Here is a 21,695-nt window from a genome sequence, read left to right as displayed (position 1 = left end):
TTAACTTTACCAATACCCTCTATGTTTAAAAAAATAACAAATTGGTATAGAAAGAATATATATAACTGCAATTAACGGCAGTGAATACCATGGATATATGATAAGATTTATAATAACAATAGCAACTAAAATCATTGCAAGCGATAAATATTCAGGTTTAATACTTAAATTTTTTGTTGAGATTGTAGGAAGCCTACTAGCAAGTAGAAAAGCTATAATAGCTAAATATATATTAATTGTTATGGTGTGAGTACGTGTATTGATATTTAATAACATACCGATTTCAAAATCTATCATTACAGGCATTAAAGCAAGTAAAGCACCGCATGGAGCAGGTACACCGGTAAAAAAATATTCAGTTTTTTTATCTTGTTTCGGTTGATAAATACCAACGTTAAAGCGAGCTAAACGCAATGCCATACACACTATAAATAATAGCATTACTGCTGATGAAAATACCTTATACTCATATTGTTGAAAAGACCATAAATATATTAAATAAGCAGGAGCTATACCGAAATTAGCAAAATCGCATAATGAATCAAGCTCTGCCCCAAATGGGCTAGCTGCATTTAGTATCCTTGCTATTCTACCGTCGATACCGTCAATAATTGCCGCTACTATAATGCAATATACCGCAAGTTCCCATCGGCTATCCAAAGCAAATTTTATAGAACTCATACCGGTTACTAAACCAAGCAACGTAATAAAGTTGGGAATTAATTTTATTAGAGGTACAGGCTTAGTTATTATAGATTTACGAATTCTTAACAATTTTTATACTCAAAATGTATTTATAACGTCATTGCGAGAAAAAACTGTAAGTTTTGACGAAGCAATCTCAGGAGTTTGTTACTATTTCATGAGATTGCCACGCAGCCTACGGCTGCTCACAATGACGGTTTTGAAGTTATGAGACTACTTCCTCTCAAACTTAAATTCTGCTGTCTTTTTACGTCCAAAATCAGCAATGATAGTTTCACCACCTATAGCAGTCTGCCCTTTACTCACTAATAAAGCTGTTTTCAACGGTAGATAAACATCTACTCTGCTACCGAAACGAATTATACCGTATCGCTCGCCCGTTTTAACTTCATTACCCTCTTCTAAATCACAAACTATACGCCTTGCTATCAGTCCGGCTATTTGAACAAAAACAATTTTCTGTCCTTGATCAGTTTCCATTAATACTGATTGACGCTCATTATAAATACTAGCTTTATCGAGTGAAGCATTAAAAAATTTTCCCGGATTATAATGAAGTGCTAAAATTTTTCCGTTTGCCGGAATTCTATTAACATGGACATTAAAAATATTTAGAAAAATACTAACTCTAATCATTTCCACATCACCAAGCCCTAATTCCAGCGGCGGCAATGCTTCCTTAATTTCTTGAATTATTCCATCTGCAGGACTTATTACCAGATCATCACTTATAGGCACAAAGCGATCAGGATCACGGAAAAAATAAATACACCAAGCAGTAGCAATAAATCCAATACAGCCAAGTTTTTCATTAAATGATGCTAATAAAAAACTTACTAATGCAAAGCTAGCAATAAATATATATCCTTCGCGGTGAATAATTTTAAATAAATCATTATATTGTTTCATTTTAATCTCTATGAATCTCCTTATTATTTTTAAACTATGCCTGCTCTGCTTTATCTTCTTGGTTCTCACTCTCGTCTTCATCTTCTTCTTGATGGGTAGCTTGGGCTTCTTGAGCAGAACCAAGAGCATATACGCATAAATCCGGAAGTGGAACACCGTGTTTTTTGGCAAGATCATTTAGCTGTGATATTGCTTTCATAACCTCATCAGGAATAGTACCGCCTCTTTCGTCAGATAACCATTTTGCTTGAAATTGTAGCGGATGATGCCCTTCTTGCGGCATACCTATATAAAACTTAAACTTGGCTCTTTGTCCACCAAAATCGCAGTCAAATTCAAACTCTTTATAATGTGCCATAACTTTATGAATTAATAATTATATTAATATTATTATATTCTAACAATAAAAATGCAAATCTAAAATAATTTCTTGTCTAATATTTTTTAAGTTTCTTAGCAATATAACGATTTGAATATATAAATTTATCGCTAGAATCTATAATTATCCCACCTGCTTCCTTAATAAGAAGCTCAAATGCATAATATAATGTAAAATTTAATAATGATAAACATATTAAATCCGCTTTACCTGAAGCTACAAGCGTAGCTGCATAGCAAGGAGAGCCAAAAGATCTCATATTATTTATATAATCACTCTTCACTTCACCGGAGTATATCTCCTCCAAATCATTATGATTTACATCTTCAATAATTGCTAAACAGTTCTTTAAATCGGCATTATCGGAAACTCTAAGTCTTAACCCTTGATAATTAGAGTTTAAATTATTTTTTTCTATCCAAGCTCCTTTACCTTTTTCAGCATAATAAATTTCATTAAGAGCAGGGAAATATATTACTGTAGAAGTAGGAGTTAAAACTTCTTGATTCCTTTTTAAATAAGTTACGGATATCGCAAAAAAAGGTATGCTTCTGGCGAAATTATTTGGGCTATCTATAGGATTAATTACAAAAACACTCTCATAATTATTATTTAAATCGAATTTATCTTCCGGAAAAAATAAATATTGTGTATGTTTTTTTAATTCTTCACATAATAAAGTTTTTAATTTTAAATAAGATCGCTTGCAAAATTCTTCATTTCTTACAGAATTTTTTTGTAGCATTTCGAGTTCTAAAAAATCTCTATGCAAAAACTTAACTGCTTTACGCAGGGCATTAATTAATAAATTAGTTATAGGTTGCATTTGATGTAAATGATAGTTAATTTCTCGTTGTTATGTCCACGAGCTTGTAGGCATATTGTTGCATGGCTTGGTTGTCATTCCGTTGAGTGCAGGAATCCAGAAACAGATGTCACCCCGTAACTTGATCACGGGGTCTAGTTTTTTTTTAATTTTATATGGATACCGTGGTCAAGCCATAGTATGACAATTATACTTATTTGGCTCTTTCAACATATGTCATATCATCAGTTTTAACAACAATTTTTTCTCCTATTTCTAAATATTGCGGCACCTTAACTTTAATACCGTTTTCTAAAATTGCTGGTTTATAAGAAGCGGTAGCGGTTGCTCCTTTTATTACCGGATCAGTTTCACTAATCTCAAGTATAACAGTTGGAGGAAGCTCAATATTTAAAGGCTTTTCATTATAAAATTCGACTTTAACAATCATATTTTCAGTTAAGAAAGGTAATTTTTCTTCTAAAATTTCCTTGGGAACATTTATTTGATCAAAATGTTTGGTATCCATCAATACCAAATCATCACCTTCAAAATATAAAAATTGATAATCTTTTTGTTCAAGTTCAGCTTTTTCTAAATAATCGGAAGAACTGAATCTTTCGTTACGCTTTGTCCCTGTTTTTAAATTTTTCATCTCAACTTGTACATAAGCTCCGCCTTTCCCTGGTTGAGTATGTTCCGGTGTTTTGCTTACAACCCATAAATCATTATTATAAACTAATATGTTACCTGTTCTAATTGAACTTGCTGAAATTTTCATATATTATACATTTAAAACTTAAAATTAAAGTATAAATATACAAATTATTTCCTTTAAAAACAAGAATTTAATCTTATGACCACAATATTAGTAGTAGACGATATAGAAACCAATATTAAGTTACTAACAGCCAAACTTTTAAAAGAGTATTATACGGTTCTTACTGCAAATAGCGGCAAAGAAGCACTAGCAATTCTTAAAAAGGGAAAAATTGATATTATACTACTTGATGTTATGATGCCGGAAATGGATGGATTTGAGGTATGTAAAACGATAAAAACCGATCCGGAAACTACTCATATACCGGTTGTAATGGTAACTGCACTTTCCGATATTGATGATCGAGTTAAAGGTCTTGAGGCAGGAGCTGATGAGTTTTTAACAAAGCCGATTAACGATACTGCTCTATTTGTAAGACTTAAATCGCTATCTAGAATGAAAAGCTTAATTGATGAGTTAAAGCTTCGTAATAACACTAATGCATTATTAGGCGTAACAAATATCGAAATGCATGACACTTTCACAGATAAAAAAATATTACTAATTAATGATGATATAGTACAAGCTAAAAATATAAAACAAATGTTACTTAAGATTACCCAAAACGTAAAGGTAATAAGTAATTCCGATGAATTAGATATTATAAATGAATATACACCCGATTTAGTAATTATCAGTAGTACGCTCGAAAATGAAGATCCTTTGAGGATCAGTGTTATTTTAAGAGGTAAAGCAGAAATAAGTGGCGTGGTAATAATTTTACAAATTGATGAAGACGGTATGCCTTTGGTTGTGAAAGGTATTGAACTCGGTATTAATGATTATTTCGTTTATCCTATAGAGGAAAGCGAATTGCTTGCTAGAATTAGAACACAATTAAGGCGTAAGCAATACCAAGATAATTTACGTAATGATCTTGAACAAAGTGTTAATTTAGCAGCTAAAGACAGCTTAACCGGCTTATTTAATCGTCGCTATTTCGATATACACCTTAAACAAATGATTGAGAAAGCTAATAAAGAAAGTATTAAATTATATTTACTTATGTGTGATATCGACAATTTTAAACATGTAAATGATACTTACGGTCATCAAGCAGGCGATAAGGTTTTAACAATTGTATCCCGTATTTTGAAGAATACTCTCAGAGTAACAGACTTAATAGCAAGATTCGGCGGTGAAGAATTTACTATACTCTTAACGGATATAGATATTTCTAAAGCAATTGAAACTGCGGAGAGAGTTAGAGTTAAAATAGAATATATGGATTTTCACATTGAAGATCAAATTGAACCTTTAAAAAAAACTATTTCAATCGGAGTTACGGAATATAAAAAAGAAGAATCAATAGAATCTTTCATTGAACGTGCTGACAAAGCTATGTATGAAGCTAAAAGAACGGGTAAAAATAAAGTAGTAAAATTATAATTGATTTTTTAAAGTAAAAAAATAATGAGAAATTCTTCCAAAAAACATCTTGATTTACCATATAGACCAGGGGTCGGCATGATGATATTAAATGCCGATAACCATATATTCGTCGGTAAAAGAATAGATACAAAAATATCTGCATGGCAAATGCCGCAAGGTGGGATAGTTCCCGGCGAAACACCAAGTATTGCAGCAATGCGTGAGATGTTAGAAGAAATAGGAAGCGATAAAGGATATATTATTGCCGAAAGCAAATGCTGGTATAGTTATGATGTACCAAGCTTTTTAATACCTAAATTGTGGAACGGTAATTTTCGTGGACAGAAACAACGCTGGTTTCTCATTAGATTTACCGGAAATAACGAAGATATTAATATAAATACCTCTAATCCGGAATTTGATCAATGGCGTTGGGCATCACTTGACGAGCTATTATCTATTATAATTCCTTTCAAACGGAAACTTTATCAAGCCGTCGTAAAAGAATTTGAATCATTAATTCAGTAGTTTTTCTTACTTTTAATATATAAGAGGCTATCAGTAAATAAATTAGAAATCTTTACAAAACCTAAGATTTTCAATTCCTAAACAAGTAATATTCTCAGAGAGTTTAAATTTTTCGTTACTTGGGATTATTAAATATAAATGTTCTAATTCTAAGTCATTCAAAGCGATATTCATTGATTTTGTTATCTTAGGGTTTTCAGTATATTTTATTTCAAATCCTATTTTTCTTATTCCATTTGTTATAAGTAATCAAGTTCAGCTCCGCTATGAGTAGCCCAAAAATAAGAAGTTTCATAAGCATTAAAATGACGTACTATCTCTTCAATAACCAAGCCTTCAAAAGAAGCTCCAAGTTTTGGGTTAAATTCTATTTCTTCATCTGATAATCCAAGTAATCTATATAATAAACCACTATCTCTAATGTATATTTTAGGAGATTTTACATCACGTTTTTTTGAATTGTTGTGCCATGGTCTTAATAAAGTAATCATAAAAGCACTTTCCAAAATATTAAGATACCTTTTAACAGTACGATGATCTATTCCCAAGGATTGACTTAAATGATGAATATTTAAAACTTGAGCTTGCATAAAACTAAGCATACGCCATAATTTATTAACAATTGAAGGGGTTAAATCAAAGCCAGGTTTTAATATATCTCTTTCTAAGAAAGTTTTTATATATTCATCCCGCCATCGTTCACTTAATTTATTAGAAGCAGCTAGAAATGACTTTAGGAATCCACCTCTTTTCCATAATAATTTCCAATCTTTAACTTCTTCAAGAGTGAAAGGAGTAACCTGGTGATAACCTATTCTTCCTGCTAAGGTTTCAGAAGATTGGTTTAGTAGATCACGTGAAGCACTGCCTGTAACTAGAAACTTACTTTCTTTATTGTTATCTACAATTACACGTAGCACAGGAAATAAATCGGGTCTTAATTGTACTTCATCAATTACTATCAAGCCTTGTAAATTCTTGAAAAGTAAGCATTGGATTTTCAAGTCTAGCTAAATGTAAAGGATTTTCACAATCAAAGAAAATGTGTAGGTATTTCTATACTGTTTAAATAAGATTTTACTAATGTTGTTTTACCCGATTGCCTTGGTCCTACTAACCCGCAAACTTGGTGAATAGAATATTCTTCTTCAATTTTAGATAGTAAATTATTTCTTAAGATTTCCATGAAAAAATGACGTCATTATGTAATAATTTCAAGTATATTTATATATTTATTTTTGTCAAATAAATATTAGCAGATGTTCAAGAGCTAATTAGTTTTCTCTATCTTTACAGCCAATATAAAGTCGTTTTCTGTAAGACCGTCGATTGTATGAGTCCATATTTCCACACTACATGCTCCCCAAGATATAGTTAAATCGGGATGATGTGCTTCTGCTCTGCAATTTCAGCTATCTTATTTACAAATTCCATAGCTTTTATAAAATTAGAAAATTTATATTTTTTATAAAGATGCCCTAATTCATTCACTTGCCAATCATTTTATAACTCTGCTAGTAACTTATCAATTTCTTTTTTCTCAAGCGGCGGAATACCGCCCTCACATGGTATGCATCTTTTCTTGCTTAATACTATCATAGTTTTTTATTCTATATCAAAGTTAAAATATTGATCTTTATAAGGCTCATCTTCAAGTGTATAATGCCATCACTCAATTTGACATGCTGTAAAATTATGTTTTTGCATCTTAGAACGTAAATAATTACGTTTTGCTAAATATTGCTTATCAATTAATTTACTGTCATGATGTGAAGCTTCATCAAATACGTCAAAAGAAGTATACATGTCTACCGTATTGTCATCTAAATAGGATATAACACGCTCGTCTTTCAACTTTCTCTTAATGACTTTCGGGTTATTATTAACTTTCTGCTGAATTTTTATTATTGATAAATCTACAGTACTACCCCTACTATGACTGGATCTTTCAGCTATATAACCTAATGTAAAACATTTAGACTTATCTATATATGGGTAAAAGCTTTCCTTATTTTTTTGATCAATATTATCTTTGCTCCATCTTAAAAAGTGTTGTACAGCTTTTTATGGTCTATATGCATCATATATAATAAGTGAATAACCATCTTTTTTTATCTCAGCTTGTACTACTTTAAGAGCCTTAGCAGAGCTTCTATGGTTAAAATTGCTTCCGGTGCTTTATAACCCTCTACCTTTTTACCAACAAAATTTTTATCTGAATAATAACGCATACTTTGAATAATTGTAGGATCGATATCTTTCAGATATACGAACCCTTTAGGTAAGGATTTAGCATATATTGGAAGAAAGCTCATAAATATAAGAATTAAACTTGTTAAAATCAATTTCATAAAATGCTAGACTTGGTAAAGGTTTCTAATTGATTTGTTATTTTGAGATATTTTTTAGTACAAATCAAATCTTTTTAGAGATCTTCACAGAACCTAATATAAAATAGACTTCTTGCATAACCTCTTTCTAAAGGTAATCCGGTACTTGAATCCTCACATAGATTTGACTATGCTCCGGTTCTGTGTTCCGTGTCTCCTTCAAATTCCTCTTTATAAGATAGGTTATGCAAGAAGTCTAATATTTATCTTATACAAAATTTTATTAAAAACTATAGTAAACTCAACCCCATTTTGTGACAGGCACGAGGGTAGAGCCTATATATTAATAGGCGAGACGATAAACAACGAAGCACAAAGTTCAAATCAGTTTACTATAGAACTTTCAAAAAGACGAATGAATGGTAGCGAGGGAGGGATTTGAACCCCCGACACACGGATTATGATTCCGTTGCTCTAACCAGCTGAGCTACCCCGCCAGGGGAAAAGTGTTTATATAATTTGTTAAGATCGTAAAGAAGTGTCATTCTAAACAAAAATAGTGTATTGTTGCATGGATCAATTGACTAGCAACTTCTCAAATTTTATCTTAACGTTTAGAGAATTGTGTTTTCTTACGTGCTTTACGTTGTCCGTATTTCTTACGCTCTACTACCCTAGAATCACGTGTTAAAAGACCGCCTTTACGCAAAATAGCATGAACATCCGGAGCAGATTTATCTAAAGCTTTAGAAATTCCATGTAAAATAGCACCTTTCTGTCCTGAAATTCCTCCACCTCTAACAGTACAAATTATATCATACTGATCAATAGTTTTTGTTAAGACAAAAGGCTGTAAGATAGTTTTCACATAAGTTTCAGAAGGAAAATACTGGTCTATTGTTTTTTTATTAACAACTATTTTTCCTTTTCCTACTTTAAGCCATACTCGTGCTATAGCATTTTTTCTTTTACCTGTAGCATAAAACTTGCCTGAATTATCTATTTTTTCTTTAGGAGTTTTTAATACCGGTTTTAAAGGTTCTTTAGTTAACTGCTTTTCTACTTTTTCTGTTTTAATTTTTAACTCGGTCATATTCTATTACTTTTTATTTTTTGGATTTTGGCTTGCAAAATCATAAACAGTAGGTTGTTGTGCCATATGAGGATGATCACCATTTGCATAAACATACAAATTACTCATTTGCTTAGCACCTAAAACATTTCTTGTAATCATTCTTTTTACGGCCATTTTAATAACTCTCTCAGGGTGTTTACCGCTTAAGATTTTACCTGCCGTAGTATCTTTTATCCCACCTGGAAATCCTGTATGCCTGTAATATATTTTTCCGTCTTTGGGATTCACTTTTTTACCTGTTAATTTTACATGTTCCGCATTTATTATGATTATATTATCACCACAATCTAAATGAGGTGTAAAGCTAGGCTTATGCTTACCGCGTAGCATACTAGCAACTCTGCTAGCGAGTCGTCCTAGTACAATATTTTTTGCGTCTATGACCCACCATTTCTTTTCAATTTCCGATGGCTTTGCCGAGTAAGTTTTCACAATATTATCTTTTTAATTTTTTAAATAAAGACTTAAGAAACATACTTAATAGCATTAATACCTGCCATTTGTCAAGTTAAATATAATCTATTTACTGGTATTGTCTAAAAAGAGTTAACCTAAAGTTTCTATATCATTCTTGCTTTCGCGGGAATCTAGTAATTAAAAGGTGTATACACAGTAAGTTTTTAAAATTAAAAGCTCGATTTATCTCGCTTTTTTCTAGATTCCCGCTTCCGCGGGAATGACACCGGAAGACTAAGCTATGCTATATAAAACAACTTTTTCTAGGCAATCCTATTTACTTCCAAATATTATTTTTCTATCGGTAGAAAAATATAAATTATTATTTGCTCTTAGCCCATAATAACGAATATTTTTTATAATTTTGACAATATGAGGCATCATGTTTAATCCATTATTATCAACATCAAAACTATATAAAACACCGTTAACGGAAATAACATTTAAACTTCGCTTATTGTTATTATCAACTCCAACAAAAGGTACTAAAAAAGTAGCAGATTTTAGTTTCTTAGGATCCTTTCCATCATTTAAATCAGTTACAAACTTTACTTTCCCTGTTTCAGGATTAAACGCTGCTATTTGTCTTGCATTATTTATTACAAATAGGCTATTACCGATTAAAGACATTGATTGAATATCCTCGGCATTTACCTGCCAAATCACACTACCGGTTGCTGTACTCAGTTTAATAAGCTTACCAAGACCGGTCGCTATATACAGATTCATATTATCATGAACGGGGGTACATAAAATACTTGATTCATCAAAATTCGGTATAGCTGTATGATCATTAAGATTTGCAAACTCAAAATTCCATCTTACTTCACCATTTTTTATATTTAAGGCAAGTACTTGCCCGGAATTATAAGTTACTATTACATTGTCATGTTGTACTATCGGCGTCATAAAATAACTAGCCGATAAAACTTCCGCTAGGCTTTCATGTTCCCATACGGTTTTTAAAGTTTCTGCATTTAAAGCAATAGTTTGATTACTGATAGTTTGTACTAAGACAGTATTATCATTTAGCACAATAGGCTTAATTCTAATAATATCCGGAAGTTCTTTTCTAATTATTTCATAACCTGATTTTGCATCTAGCACTACTAACAACCTTGAACCGTATGTTACGTATAATTTTCCACTATGGTGTAAAATTCCGCCGCCTATATAATTATCTTTTTTATGTCTACTTAAATTATAAGACCAAATAATCTTATTTTGCTCTATAGAAAATGCAGAAATATTTGATCTAATATCCAATGCATAAATCATATCGCCTATAAAAACTGGCTCGGTAATTGTTTTGCTTCTAGCGAAACTATACTGTTTATTCTTAAGCATATTTGCATTAAATGCATATATATTTGCATTAGAATCTAAATATATCGGCTCATTGGTCTGAATCGCTAATTTAGGAGTCAATTCAACAATATTTTTTACCCTTTTTAGTCCAAGCCCGTTACATGAAATTAAAATAAACGGTAATAACAGAAGTGCTATTTTTTTTGTCATATTTTTCCTTAAGTACGAATTATTATTTATTTAAATTTACAAGCAATGCTTTAGCCTGATCTTTTATTAGATCAGATACATTATTTGAAATTAATAAATTTTTTAGATTTTTTTCTGCTTGCGATTTCATATTATTCTTAATATCCCACATAGCTTTTATAATAGTTGCCGTAGCCCAAAAAGGTTTTTTCTCGTCATCAAAATAGTTTAAATATTTGGTCAATTTTTCTTTATCTTGAATATCTAGATTTTGATCATCAATAACAAGACCACACCATGAAATACGTGCATAAAAAGTAGAAATTTCGGAATATTCTTTATTTTCAATAATTTTATTAAGCAGGTCTTTCGCTTCTGAATATTTTTTTTCCGAAATCTTTATGGCTACTTGTTCTAATGCAGCTATTTCTTTTATTTTAGTATTACTAGTAGTAACTAAATTCTCTAAAGTATTAAAAGCTAATTCTTCATTATCTTTTGTTGTTTCCAAACCAACAGTCTTAACAAGAATATCTCCGTTTTTTTGGTTATTTTTAATTCTTTTATCTTTATTATTATTAATAACAACCATTATAGTAATAGCTATTATAGAAATGATTATTATTATAGGTAAAAGCTTTTTGAAAAACATTAACCTTTTTTCTTCATTTTGATCACTCAGTACTTCATCCAAAATATCAGTCATATTTTATTATTTTTATTTATTTTTACAGCCAAATTTGATCTTAGCATCTTCTGCCATTTTTTTGGATGCGGCAGTTCTATTAGTTGGCAATTCCTTATCAAGCTTAGCAAGCATATTACATGCTTCCTGAGTTTTTTTTAGTTTGCCTAAGGAAAGTGCTAACTTCAATAACCCATCGGAAGATTTTGCCCCTTTCGGTGACTCTTTATAGCCTTTTAAATAGTTAACTGCTGCTCCGTTATAGTCTTTTTGTTTAAAAAAGCATTCCCCATACCAGAAATAAGCATTACTAATCAGCGAACTGTTAGGATATTTTTGGATAAAATTTTTAAATTTATCTTTTGCTTCAGTAAGTTTATTATCTTTATAAGCAGCAAGAGCCAAATCGTAAGCTTGCTTATCGGGAGCTATATCCTTATTAACCGCAATAGGTTTTTTAGGAGCATTATCCGGCATATCTTTAAGCAAAGCTACATCAAAAACATCTTGTTTTTTTGAGTCACCGACTTCTAAAACTTCAGTATTTTCTTCTTGATTTGGAATATTTGAGTTTTGCGTTAACATATCAATTTTATGCTGTAAAACCTCAACTTTACCGATTAATCTTCTGATTTCTTGTTCCTGTTCATCTAGTCTATTTTCAAAATCATTATTTGCTGCATATTTTAAAGGCTTTCCTTTAATAGTTTCGCTTTCTCCGAAAGAAAACATAGAAAATAAAAAAGTAAATAATAAGATAATAAGTTTCATATATTTTTTTATAATATCTCTGAATAAACGAAGAGTAAGTAGACGAAGTTTTATTTGGAAAAGAGCAAAGAGTTTATAAGGTGAGGATCACAGCGTATACTTAATACGTGAGAACCGCAGATCTTATAAAACGACGTAGCCAATTTTTCACATTAAACAAGTATACCGAAAATTTTTTAATATTCCACACAATTTTTTATATTTTAATACTATCGTCATATGTAAAAGTTATTGTTATGGTGGTACCTTCATTTATCTTACTTTGCAAATCAAATTTACCGTTCATAAGCTCAACCAGCTTTTTAGTAAGCGGCAACCCAAGACCGGTACCCTCGTATTTTCGACTAAGCTCACTATCAATTTGACTGAACTCCGATAAAGTTTTTGGGATATCTTTTTCCTCAATACCGATGCCGGTATCTATAACTTTTATATATACTAATTTTGCTAACTCATCTTTTTCAAGTGTAATAGTAACACTTCCTCCGGAATTTGTAAATTTCACGGCATTTGATAAAAGATTTAAGAATACTTGTTTTAGCCTTTTTGGATCAGCTTTTATAACAACATGCTCTTTCGGTAATCTACTAATTAAAGCCACTTTGGCTTGATCGGCACGAGGCTTAACAAGTATCAGTGAAGAACTAATTAATTTATTTAAATCAAGATCTATACTATCTACTTTTAATTTATCGGCAGAAGCTTTAGAAAGATCTAAAATATCATTAATCATACTAAGCAAATGTTTACCAGCATCATTTATATCTTTAATATAATTTTTATTTTTTTCTGCATCTCTTTCCGACATAAGAATTTCCGAAAAGCCTATTATAGCATTAAGTGGTGTACGCAATTCATGACTAATATTAGCAAAAAACTTTGTATTTGAAGATCTGGTTTTTTCTACTTTTACTATTTGAGCTTTTAAATTTCTATTTGTTTCAAGCTGCTCCTCAATAACTTGTCTAGCATAGTTAGTGTTACTAATAATTATAGTGCAGAATATTATAAAAATAATGATAAAAGTTATAAAAACCTTTTGCTCAAGAGAGGTTATATTTTGCCACTGGCTGGTAATATTAGTGTTAATCTCAAATACTGCATCTATGGGAAAATCTAAATTATTATCTATAACAGGGATATAGCTAGTAACAAAGGAAGCTTCTTCCACTGTTAAATCACTTTCATTTTCTATTATTACCCTTGGTAATAATATATGACTTGTAATACCTTTAAAAGCGTCTCGAAGCGGAGCTTTTGAAGTAAAAGACTTTAAAAAAAATTTATCGATTTTTGCGGTAACTATCTCAACCAAACTATCATCTTTATAATTGTCTACACTATACATATGTAACATATTACTAGTGATGAATTTATTACCTTTAAGATCATAGAGAGAAATATTAATATTAAGATTGGTGAACCATTGAGCGGTAATCTTTGCAAAATTAATAAAATCTTGATCTTGTAATAATTTTAAATAATCGAATTTATGTAATTTACTGATTACGTTCTGATGAGTATTCCAAATATTATCAGTGTAAAGTTCTACAATTTTAGTATGTTCCAAAACCACTTGTTTTACTATCATTTCTTTTATCATAAAATAACGGTAAAACATCATATTTATGACAATATTAAGAAACAATATAATGAATGACAATCTTACTATATACTTATTATGGTTCATTACGACCTTTCTTTTCTTTTAAGAGCAAGTATTTTATGCTTGTATGGCTCTTAAAAAAGTCATTGATGTCATTCCTGCTTTTAGCTAGGCATGACATTACCCTTTCTCTTTACTTTCTTGTTTAACTTTCTCTTTTGTGTCCAGCTTCTTATTAATAATCAACCCTGTAATTACATCATAAGCACGAGCAAATTGATAATCTTTTTTGTATAATTCCGATAATTCATTCTCTTCTTGTTTATTATTTTTGGCTCTTGTTTCTTTTGTGCTATCTTTGTTTTTAGATGAATAATCTTTATTTTTTTCATTATCATTCTTTAAGTAATTTTTTAAAGAACTTTCTGAAAAACGCTTATCTATTTTTTTCACCTTAGGATATTCGACTTTTGCCGGCTCAATTAAAATATCAGGCTCTATTCCTTCTGCTTGAATAGAACGACCGCTTGGGGTGTAATATTTAGATATAGTGAGTTTTACGGCAGCCCTAGAATTAATTTGCGTTAAAGCCTGAACTGATCCTTTACCGAAAGACTTAGTGCCAAGTATTATTGCTCTTTTATGATCTTGCAAAGCTCCGGCAACTATTTCCGAGGCAGAGGCAGAATTACCGTTTATTAAAACTATCATAGGTACTTTGGGAGCTTTTAACGAAAACTCATTTGCTTTAGTTTCGCTATTACTTGATGTAGTTCTACCTTTTGTTGTTACAATTACACCGGAATCAATAAAATAATCACTAATGGCAATAGCTTGATCGAGTATACCACCGGCATTATTACGTAAATCTAGAATTATACCTTTAAGATCATCTTTACTTTCAGTTTTTAACTTCTTTACTGCTGCCTTCAGCTCAGAAATTGTTGACTCATTAAAAGTAGTTATACGTATATATGCAATATTATTTTTTTCTAAATGTGCTTTTATCGGCTTGATTTTTACTATTTCGCGAGTAAGCTCTAGCTCTTGCGGTTTTGCCTCTTCTTCCTTAATTATCAACAATTTAACCTTAGTACCCGGTGTACCACGCATTTCTTTTATAGCTTTATTAGGACCAAGCGTAGAGACTAACTCGTCATTCACGCCTACTATATAATCTCCGCCTTTAAGCCCTGCTTTGAAAGCCGGCAAATCGTCAATAGGCGATATTATCTTAATTGCTCCGCTATCATACATTATTTCAACACCGATTCCGCCGAATTCACCTTTTGTAAAAGTAAAAATATCTTCTAAATCCTCATCGGTATAATAGCTTGAATGAGGATCAAGTGAGTTTAACATACCGTTAATTGCTTCATCTATCATTTTTTGCCTATCGGGTACCTGTACATAATCCTTTTCGATACGTTCAAATACGTCTTGAAATTGCTTATAAGCCTCCTGATTTGATATTTTATTTTCAGGTTCTTTTTCTTCTTCTGCAAATGCACAAATAGAATTTATAATAAAAAATAGTGTTATAATTAAACGTAATAACATAATACTCCAAATATGTGTGTTTTTTGTCATCCCGTGACTTGATCGCAGGATCTTATATCACAGGCTATGTCCTGAGACCCCGTGGTCAAGCCACAGGGTGACATTGAGGACGCTCGCAATGACGATTAAATATCCAGCTCACTAATAATCTTATCCATTTTAACTAAAGCCTGTTCATAAATAAATTGAAATCTTTTTTCTGGCTTTTTACCCATTAAATCATCTACTATTTTATCGACATTTTGAAAATCTTCTAAAGTTACCTTTAAAAGCGATCTTTTTTCCGGATGCATAGTAGTTTCCTTTAATTGTGCAGGCATCATTTCACCCAGCCCCTTAAATCTACCTACTTCAATTTTAGCTTTACTAGCTTTTGATAATTTATCTGTTAACTTAGCTTTTTCCTCTTCATCACCTGCATAATAAGTTTTATTAGACTGCGTTAAACGATAAAGCGGAGGCTTAGCTAGATATAAATGCCCCTCTTCTACTAATTTCGGCATTCGTAAAAAAAAGAAAGTCATTAATAACGAAGCTATATGAGCACCGTCAACATCTGCATCAGTCATAATAATTATTTTTTCGTAACGCAAATTTTCTTTTTTATAATTCTTTAAACTACCGCAAGCAAGAGCTATTTCTAAATCTTGTATTGCTTGATTATTAACGATTTTCTCAAGCGTAGAACTCGCAACATTTAGAACTTTACCCCATAGCGGTAATACTGCTTGCGTTTCTCTATTACGTGCTTGTTTTGCAGAGCCTCCTGCCGAATCACCTTCTACAATAAATAATTCCGTCCCTTCAGGTGAAGTTCGTGTGCAATCAGCAAGTTTACCGGGTAAACGTAATTTTTGAGTGGCATTTTTACGGGAAATATTTTTTTCGTTTTTCTTACTTATTCTAAACTCGGCAATGCTAATTACATGCTCAAGTAAATTAGTAGCTAAAGCTTTATCGCTACTAAGAAAGTGGTCAAAATGATCTTTTATTATATTCTCAACCGGTTTACTTACACCGTTTGATACTAATTTTTCCTTAGTTTGTCCTTGAAAAGACGGCTCAGCTATAAAAATAGAAAGTACGACACTTGCGGTTTCTAAAATATCCTCAATAGTTATATTAGCAGCTTTTTTATTCCCTATCATTTCACCGTATGCTTTAAGCCCACGTAAAATAGCCGACTTAAGTCCTTGCTCATGTGTTCCTCCTTGAGGAGTCGGAACGGTATTACAGTATGATTGAATAAATGCCGAGCTATCGTTATTTTGCCAGCAGATTGCCCATTCAAGTTTTATCCCGTCTGACGTAGACTCTATATTGCCTGAAAAAATTTCCGGAATAATTAAATTATCTAAAGTTATTTTTGAACTTAAATAATCTTTTAAACCGTTTGGAAAATTTATTAATGCCTTTTTAGGTATATCTGACGGCACTTCTACTTCGCATTCCCATTCTATAGTAACACCGCGATATAAATAAGCTTTTGACCTTGCAAGCTCATAAATCTTTTTAGGATTAAAATGTAATTTTTCACTAAAAATTTCCGGATCAGGAGTGAAATTTATTGATGTACCTCTTAGCCTTTTAGATGCTTCTTCACATATTAAATCAGTTAACTTTTCTCCTTTAGAATAACTTTGGCTATATAATTTACCTTGTTTATAAACCTTTATTTCTAAATGTTTAGATAAAGCATTTACTACCGATAGTCCAACACCATGCAATCCGCCTGCAGTATGATAAACATTATTTGAGAATTTACCTCCTGAATGAAGAGTGGTTAAAATTACTTCTAAAGCTGATTTATCAGGAAATTTAGGATGATTATCAATAGGGATACCGCGACCGTTATCAAATATAGTAATACTATGATCCTGATGCATTTTTATCGTGATGATACTTGCAAAGCCGGCGACCGCTTCATCCATAGCATTATCCAACACCTCAGATACTAAATGATGCATAGCATTTGAATCAGTGCCGCCGATATACATCCCTGGTCTTTTACGAACAGGCTCAAGTCCCTCTAATACTTCAATATCTTTTGCACTATAGTTATTATCGACTAGCTTAATTTTTTTTTCTTTGTTAAAGCTGAATAAATCGCTCATATATTAGAGATTCAATTAATTATTTTCTTTCCTAAATTAAACTATTTAATATAGAAAAGCAATTCTGCTTTGAAAGAAATTATTTGAAAATTCTACGTCATTGCGAGGAAAAACTGTAAGTTTTGACGAAGCAATCTCAGGATTTTATACTATTTCATGAGATTGCCACACTCCTTGCAGTCGCTCGCAATGACGATAAAAATAATCTTATCAGTTATACCCCTTAGCTTTGATTAGCATGCAAGCTATGTTAGCGTTTCCTTGAGCTAATGCAATATCTAATGGATATTGGCACTCATCATTTAGAGTAGAAATTTTAATACCTCGTATGACCAAAAATTTTGCTAAATAGTAATTATCGTTATAAATAGCAGCAGTTAGTAATGTTTCACCTAATCTGCTCTTTTCTTGCAATATCGGATAAACGTCAAGTAACGCACGCAACCCCAAAAGATTGTTTCTATCAACTGCTCTAAAAGCATTATCTACTGCACTATAATAAGATAGGTTGGCATAAATATCTTTCTTTTTATTTATATCATTATCATATTTAATAAAACTCTCTACAACTTTTCTTCTTTCGGCATTTACTATCCATTCTTCTTTCTTTTGAAATAGCCCTATATATGCATACATATCCATCTGCTCTAAAGTCGCTTGCTCTGTTAGTTTACCAAGAACTATATCATCATCAGGTAAAAGTAACATTTGCGTTTCATCTTTAACAAATTTTGTTACCAACTCCGATGTTTCATTATTTACGTTATTATCTTGTTTTTGAATCGTGACATTTGGAGAGCTTATCGGCGGTGATTTCTCTTGATTATTCGTAGTTTGATTATTCTTAATTTGCTTCTCTAAAGGCTGAGGTTGATTCGGCTTCACTACAACAACGGGTATAAGCGGAGTATTCCAATCTTGTTTTTTTGGGACATTTGAAACAGCAATAAATGTCTCTTGCAAGTTATTTATTTCCGCCGAAGAATCGGTTGTAGGAACTACTTTAGGCGGAGTAGTAACGGGTGTATTTGGGCTAGTCGGTGTTATAGGCTGTGTAGACGGTTGATCTGTAGGCATTACCGGCGGTGCAGGTACATTACTAGGTACTACCGGAGTTTCTGCAGGAGGTACTGTTGTCGGCATAGTACTTGGTGTAGTATCTTGGGTTACCGGCGGGCTAACCACAGGCGGAGAAACAGCAGGCATATTAGGTATCGACGGTGGTGATATCGGTGCTACGCTTTCTTCCTCTTTATTAGCATCAGGAGGTGGATTAAGAGGAATAGGCTTATGCACAGGCGATAAATTGGTCGGTTTATATATTTGCACCGGTCGCTGCGGAGGCACTACATAACTTCCTGCTTGAGCCGGAGGCATCGATACTATCGGTCTCGGTACGTTAGGAGTTATAATATTAGAAGCTAAATTTGTATCATTATGCTCATTAGAAACAACTTCTTCCTCATGCATTTCATTACTTGTAGCACTAGGTAACTTTGCACTACCAATATCTATAAAAGGTTCAGATGTTTCCGATTCATTAGATTCTTGTTGTGTAACTTGTATATCCGGTGTGTTATCATGAGAAGCTAAATTTGTACTATTTTCATGCTCGGTATTTGTATGAACATCATTACTTGCAGCACTAGGCAATGTTGTACTACCAACATCTATAAAAGGTTCAGATGCCTCGTTTTCATTAGATTTATGAATGTCATGAGAAGCTAAATTTACACTACTTTCATGTTCATTACTTGCGGTGGCACTAGGCAATGCTGTATTACCGACATCTATAAACGGCTCAGCTTGTTCATTTTCATTAGGCTCTTGGGAAGCGAGCTTTGGTTCTTCTTGATGGTCTGCTTTAGTTTGTTCATTTGCCTGTTTAGGGGGTATATCTTTCTTTTTTGTTTTACTAAAAAATTGCTTAAATTTATCAAAAAAAGAAATATCGGAACTAGCGCTAACATCCTTATCGTTAGTATCTACTTCAGCAGCCGGTAATGATGGCGGTAAGGGCGGAGGTGAAGCATAACTTTGCACTGCAACTAATAACAGATTGATAAAAAATAATATCTTACATAATTTATTTAACATATAATTCCTTATTTATCCTGTCATGCCGTGACTTGATCACGGCCTCCAGTCTTTTAAATTTTTTTCTGGATACCGTGGTCAAGCCACGGTATGACAATAATTCACTCTCCTACCTCTTACTATTCTGCACCAATTTCTTTATTTCAATCTCTACTAACTCTTTAACAAGTAAAGGTAGATTTTTGTCAAGCCAAGCTTTAAGTTCCGGTTTTAACATCTCAACGACTAATTCTTCAAGTGCATTTTTAGATGAAATATTATTATCCAGCTTTTTATCTTTAATAGTATCGGTAAAATTTTTAAAAATATCACCTACCTCTTCAGCAGATTTAGTTGATATTAACTTTTCTTCTTCATCTTGATTTACTATTTCCGTTAGCTCTAATATATCTTCATTTTCACTATCATTTTCGTGAATAGGATTTTTACGTTCGTTAATTATTCCTTTGATCGATTTTAATATGTCTTCTATAGACATATCTTGGTTCTTTTTATTTTCCTTACTCACGTTAGAAACCTATAAACATTTTCTTTTTAATAGTCTTAAACTCTTCTTCAGGACTAAAATATTTTACTTTAAGTTTTAAACTTTGAGCCGTTAGCTCGCCGGTTAACAATTTCATTTGATATGCCGCAAGTACTGAAGATTTATACGCATCCACACAAGTTATTTTTGCTTCGTATAATTTTTCTTCGGCAGTTAAAACATCTAACATTGTTTTAGACCCGACTATTTCCTCTTGCACAGTACCGTCATATGATATTTGAGCAGCATCCACTCCTTGATTAGCTGCAACAATACGAGATTTTGCTGCTTCAAATCCCTCCCACACACTTACAACCCCTGCTTGGGTCTGCTTTATCGTACTATCAAGCTGAACTGCACTATTTCTTGTTTGATTTTTAGCCGATCTGATTCTTGAATATTGAGCTCCTCCCTCAGGATAAATAGGAATATTTACCGAAAGAATAGTAGTATAGCTTTTATTATTTATAGCATTTATATCACCTTGTGGATTGTAGTGCGTTCTACCGGATTGCAGTTGCACGCTTACTTGCGGTAATAATTTCCCTTTTTCTGCCATTTCTAAGGCTTTAGCCGAAGTTACATTATGCCTTGCCGAATCAATATCAGGATTGAGCTTAATAGCTCTTCCTATTAACTCATCTAATGAAGCAGGTAACATTTTAGGTAACTCAGGCATAGTGATATTAGTCGGCTCTATTCCAAATACTCTAATAAAATTTGCTTTTTTTCCTTGAAAATCGGCATAAGCAGCTAGTTTATTCGTTTCTGCCGCTGCAAGCCCTGCTCTTGCGGTTGCTATATCTATTTCCGTTGCTTCTCCAAGTCTTAATTTCTCCTCAACGGTGTTAACTTGTTGTATGTTAGTGCGAACCCTACTTTCAGAAATATCATATTTCTCTTTGCTCTCAAAACAATCAAGATACGCAGTTATTAAATTTAATAATATTTTTTGTTCACCGGCATAATATGCACCTCGTGCGGCTCTAAATCCTGCTTCAGCAGCTTTAAGAGCCGCAACGCTAGAACCACCGTTAAATAGAGACTGTTGAATTGTTAATGCACCTTGATCGCTATCTGTTGCCCTTGGAGTAAGACCAAGTCTATCTGCATATTTTTTATTATATTTAGTCTTACTATTTTGTCTATTAATCTGCAATCCGGCACTAGGCATAAACCCTGAAAAAGCTTGTGGAAACTGCTCAATCGAGTCTAAAAACTTAATCCTAGCAGCTTTCAGCTCCTCATTATTCTTATATCCTTCAGTTAAAGCTTCCTGCAAATCAACAGCGACAACTGAACTAGTTAGTAATAATGTAACAATAAATATAGTTAATTTACGCATAAATTTTTTGAATAATTGATAATATGTTAGTTAAATTAGTTTAATCTTTCAAGAAT

General features: G+C 32.2%; 22 protein-coding genes, 1 tRNA gene and 1 pseudogene. 2 read left to right on the top strand and 22 right to left on the bottom strand.

From position 1 onward, the window contains the following. Nucleotides 1-6: 6 nt before the first annotated feature. From RAS_RS02020 to efp, 5 genes are all read right to left on the bottom strand, one after another. Nucleotides 7-774 carry a CDP-alcohol phosphatidyltransferase family protein gene (locus RAS_RS02020; protein ID WP_147141897.1) on the bottom strand — a complete coding sequence of 256 codons (768 nt, stop codon included), beginning with the start codon at nt 772-774 and terminating at the stop codon, nt 7-9. Between the two features lie 144 nt (nt 775-918). Beyond that, nucleotides 919-1,614, bottom strand: coding sequence for a phosphatidylserine decarboxylase (locus RAS_RS02010; protein WP_147141891.1), 696 nt, complete (start codon nt 1,612-1,614; stop codon nt 919-921). A 34-nt stretch (nt 1,615-1,648) separates the two neighbouring features. Next, on the bottom strand, nt 1,649-1,972 hold the full coding sequence (locus RAS_RS02005; RefSeq protein WP_147141888.1) for a DUF2610 domain-containing protein: 324 nt from the start codon (nt 1,970-1,972) through the stop codon (nt 1,649-1,651). Nucleotides 1,973-2,048: 76 nt separating this feature from the next. Beyond that, nucleotides 2,049-2,819: an inositol monophosphatase family protein gene (locus RAS_RS02000; RefSeq protein WP_147141886.1), complete on the bottom strand. Its 771-nt coding sequence runs from the start codon at nt 2,817-2,819 to the stop codon at nt 2,049-2,051. Nucleotides 2,820-3,012: 193 nt separating this feature from the next. Further along, on the bottom strand, nt 3,013-3,579 hold the full coding sequence (gene efp / locus RAS_RS01995) for an elongation factor P (protein WP_010423577.1): 567 nt from the start codon (nt 3,577-3,579) through the stop codon (nt 3,013-3,015). Nucleotides 3,580-3,654: 75 nt separating this feature from the next. On the opposite strand from efp, the gene RAS_RS01990 reads away from it, so the two are divergent. Together RAS_RS01990 and RAS_RS01985 are read left to right on the top strand one after the other, a co-directional pair. Beyond that, a complete protein-coding gene (locus tag RAS_RS01990) occupies nt 3,655-5,007 on the top strand; it encodes a PleD family two-component system response regulator (protein WP_147141883.1) in 1,353 nt (450 codons plus the stop codon). 24 nt (nt 5,008-5,031) lie between these two features. Beyond that, nucleotides 5,032-5,517, top strand: coding sequence for an RNA pyrophosphohydrolase (locus RAS_RS01985; RefSeq protein ID WP_008580323.1), 486 nt, complete (start codon nt 5,032-5,034; stop codon nt 5,515-5,517). Nucleotides 5,518-5,756: 239 nt separating this feature from the next. Here the strand turns inward: RAS_RS01985 and RAS_RS01980 are convergent, their stop codons facing one another. The 17 genes and pseudogenes from RAS_RS01980 to RAS_RS01895 form a co-directional block, all read right to left on the bottom strand. Beyond that, the gene (locus RAS_RS01980; RefSeq protein WP_332094805.1) at nt 5,757-6,521 is read right to left on the bottom strand and encodes an ATP-binding protein; all 765 of its coding nucleotides are present in this window, start codon (nt 6,519-6,521) and stop codon (nt 5,757-5,759) included. A 29-nt stretch (nt 6,522-6,550) separates the two neighbouring features. Beyond that, nucleotides 6,551-6,703 carry a hypothetical protein gene (locus RAS_RS10660; protein WP_332094804.1) on the bottom strand — a complete coding sequence of 51 codons (153 nt, stop codon included), beginning with the start codon at nt 6,701-6,703 and terminating at the stop codon, nt 6,551-6,553. 84 nt (nt 6,704-6,787) lie between these two features. Next, nucleotides 6,788-7,116, bottom strand: a pseudogene (locus RAS_RS01975) (4a-hydroxytetrahydrobiopterin dehydratase). Nucleotides 7,117-7,185: 69 nt separating this feature from the next. Further along, nucleotides 7,186-7,323 carry a peptidase M15 gene (locus RAS_RS01970; protein ID WP_197734679.1) on the bottom strand — a complete coding sequence of 46 codons (138 nt, stop codon included), beginning with the start codon at nt 7,321-7,323 and terminating at the stop codon, nt 7,186-7,188. 320 nt (nt 7,324-7,643) lie between these two features. Next, on the bottom strand, nt 7,644-7,868 hold the full coding sequence (locus tag RAS_RS01965; protein ID WP_147141876.1) for a M15 family metallopeptidase domain-containing protein: 225 nt from the start codon (nt 7,866-7,868) through the stop codon (nt 7,644-7,646). Nucleotides 7,869-8,267: 399 nt separating this feature from the next. Continuing rightward, nucleotides 8,268-8,344, bottom strand: a tRNA-Met gene (locus tag RAS_RS01955). Between the two features lie 110 nt (nt 8,345-8,454). Continuing rightward, complete coding sequence (gene rpsI, locus RAS_RS01950; RefSeq protein ID WP_010423593.1) at nt 8,455-8,940, bottom strand: 30S ribosomal protein S9; 486 nt, start codon at nt 8,938-8,940, stop codon at nt 8,455-8,457. A 6-nt stretch (nt 8,941-8,946) separates the two neighbouring features. Beyond that, nucleotides 8,947-9,414 (bottom strand): 50S ribosomal protein L13, encoded by a 468-nt coding sequence (rplM, locus tag RAS_RS01945; RefSeq protein ID WP_147141873.1) that lies wholly within the window; start codon nt 9,412-9,414, stop codon nt 8,947-8,949. 297 nt (nt 9,415-9,711) lie between these two features. Then, on the bottom strand, nt 9,712-10,956 hold the full coding sequence (locus RAS_RS01940) for an outer membrane protein assembly factor BamB (protein ID WP_147141870.1): 1,245 nt from the start codon (nt 10,954-10,956) through the stop codon (nt 9,712-9,714). Nucleotides 10,957-10,978: 22 nt separating this feature from the next. Continuing rightward, nucleotides 10,979-11,641 carry a DUF2659 family protein gene (locus RAS_RS01935; protein WP_147141867.1) on the bottom strand — a complete coding sequence of 221 codons (663 nt, stop codon included), beginning with the start codon at nt 11,639-11,641 and terminating at the stop codon, nt 10,979-10,981. A 12-nt stretch (nt 11,642-11,653) separates the two neighbouring features. Continuing rightward, nucleotides 11,654-12,391, bottom strand: a complete 738-nt coding sequence (gene ybgF / locus RAS_RS01930; RefSeq protein WP_147141864.1) for a tol-pal system protein YbgF — start codon at nt 12,389-12,391, stop codon at nt 11,654-11,656. A gap of 196 nt (nt 12,392-12,587) precedes the next feature. Then, nucleotides 12,588-14,081 carry a sensor histidine kinase gene (locus RAS_RS01925; protein WP_147141861.1) on the bottom strand — a complete coding sequence of 498 codons (1,494 nt, stop codon included), beginning with the start codon at nt 14,079-14,081 and terminating at the stop codon, nt 12,588-12,590. Between the two features lie 96 nt (nt 14,082-14,177). Next, nucleotides 14,178-15,557: a S41 family peptidase gene (locus tag RAS_RS01920; protein ID WP_147143929.1), complete on the bottom strand. Its 1,380-nt coding sequence runs from the start codon at nt 15,555-15,557 to the stop codon at nt 14,178-14,180. A 125-nt stretch (nt 15,558-15,682) separates the two neighbouring features. Continuing rightward, the gene (gene parE / locus RAS_RS01915) at nt 15,683-17,671 is read right to left on the bottom strand and encodes a DNA topoisomerase IV subunit B (protein ID WP_147141856.1); all 1,989 of its coding nucleotides are present in this window, start codon (nt 17,669-17,671) and stop codon (nt 15,683-15,685) included. Between the two features lie 210 nt (nt 17,672-17,881). Beyond that, complete coding sequence (locus RAS_RS01910; RefSeq protein ID WP_147141854.1) at nt 17,882-19,768, bottom strand: ankyrin repeat domain-containing protein; 1,887 nt, start codon at nt 19,766-19,768, stop codon at nt 17,882-17,884. 109 nt (nt 19,769-19,877) lie between these two features. Beyond that, nucleotides 19,878-20,276 carry a DUF2497 domain-containing protein gene (locus RAS_RS01900; protein ID WP_147141851.1) on the bottom strand — a complete coding sequence of 133 codons (399 nt, stop codon included), beginning with the start codon at nt 20,274-20,276 and terminating at the stop codon, nt 19,878-19,880. 1 nt (nt 20,277) lies between these two features. Next, entirely contained in the window at nt 20,278-21,639 is a 1,362-nt protein-coding gene (locus RAS_RS01895) for a TolC family outer membrane protein (RefSeq protein ID WP_147141848.1), read from the bottom strand. Between the last annotated feature and the right edge of the window lie 56 nt (nt 21,640-21,695).

This window comes from Rickettsia asiatica, assembly GCF_007989425.1.
Taxonomy (GTDB): Bacteria; Pseudomonadota; Alphaproteobacteria; order Rickettsiales; family Rickettsiaceae; genus Rickettsia; species Rickettsia helvetica.
Note: the sequence above shows the minus strand (reverse complement) of the source record. Positions and strands in the feature narration are given on the sequence as shown.

Coding starts and splice junctions, on each gene's coding strand:
- RAS_RS02010 (WP_147141891.1), bottom strand. CDS start 1,614: ATGAAACAATATAATGATTTATTTAAAATTATTCACCGCGAAGGATAT.
- RAS_RS02005 (WP_147141888.1), bottom strand. CDS start 1,972: ATGGCACATTATAAAGAGTTTGAATTTGACTGCGATTTTGGTGGACAA.
- RAS_RS02000 (WP_147141886.1), bottom strand. CDS start 2,819: ATGCAACCTATAACTAATTTATTAATTAATGCCCTGCGTAAAGCAGTT.
- efp (WP_010423577.1), bottom strand. CDS start 3,579: ATGAAAATTTCAGCAAGTTCAATTAGAACAGGTAACATATTAGTTTAT.
- RAS_RS01990 (WP_147141883.1), top strand. CDS start 3,655: ATGACCACAATATTAGTAGTAGACGATATAGAAACCAATATTAAGTTA.
- RAS_RS01985 (WP_008580323.1), top strand. CDS start 5,032: ATGAGAAATTCTTCCAAAAAACATCTTGATTTACCATATAGACCAGGG.
- RAS_RS10660 (WP_332094804.1), bottom strand. CDS start 6,703: ATGGAAATCTTAAGAAATAATTTACTATCTAAAATTGAAGAAGAATAT.
- RAS_RS01970 (WP_197734679.1), bottom strand. CDS start 7,323: ATGTATACTTCTTTTGACGTATTTGATGAAGCTTCACATCATGACAGT.
- RAS_RS01965 (WP_147141876.1), bottom strand. CDS start 7,868: ATGAAATTGATTTTAACAAGTTTAATTCTTATATTTATGAGCTTTCTT.
- rpsI (WP_010423593.1), bottom strand. CDS start 8,940: ATGACCGAGTTAAAAATTAAAACAGAAAAAGTAGAAAAGCAGTTAACT.
- RAS_RS01940 (WP_147141870.1), bottom strand. CDS start 10,956: ATGACAAAAAAAATAGCACTTCTGTTATTACCGTTTATTTTAATTTCA.
- RAS_RS01935 (WP_147141867.1), bottom strand. CDS start 11,641: ATGACTGATATTTTGGATGAAGTACTGAGTGATCAAAATGAAGAAAAA.
- ybgF (WP_147141864.1), bottom strand. CDS start 12,391: ATGAAACTTATTATCTTATTATTTACTTTTTTATTTTCTATGTTTTCT.
- RAS_RS01925 (WP_147141861.1), bottom strand. CDS start 14,081: ATGAACCATAATAAGTATATAGTAAGATTGTCATTCATTATATTGTTT.
- RAS_RS01920 (WP_147143929.1), bottom strand. CDS start 15,557: ATGTTATTACGTTTAATTATAACACTATTTTTTATTATAAATTCTATT.
- parE (WP_147141856.1), bottom strand. CDS start 17,671: ATGAGCGATTTATTCAGCTTTAACAAAGAAAAAAAAATTAAGCTAGTC.
- RAS_RS01910 (WP_147141854.1), bottom strand. CDS start 19,768: ATGTTAAATAAATTATGTAAGATATTATTTTTTATCAATCTGTTATTA.
- RAS_RS01895 (WP_147141848.1), bottom strand. CDS start 21,639: ATGCGTAAATTAACTATATTTATTGTTACATTATTACTAACTAGTTCA.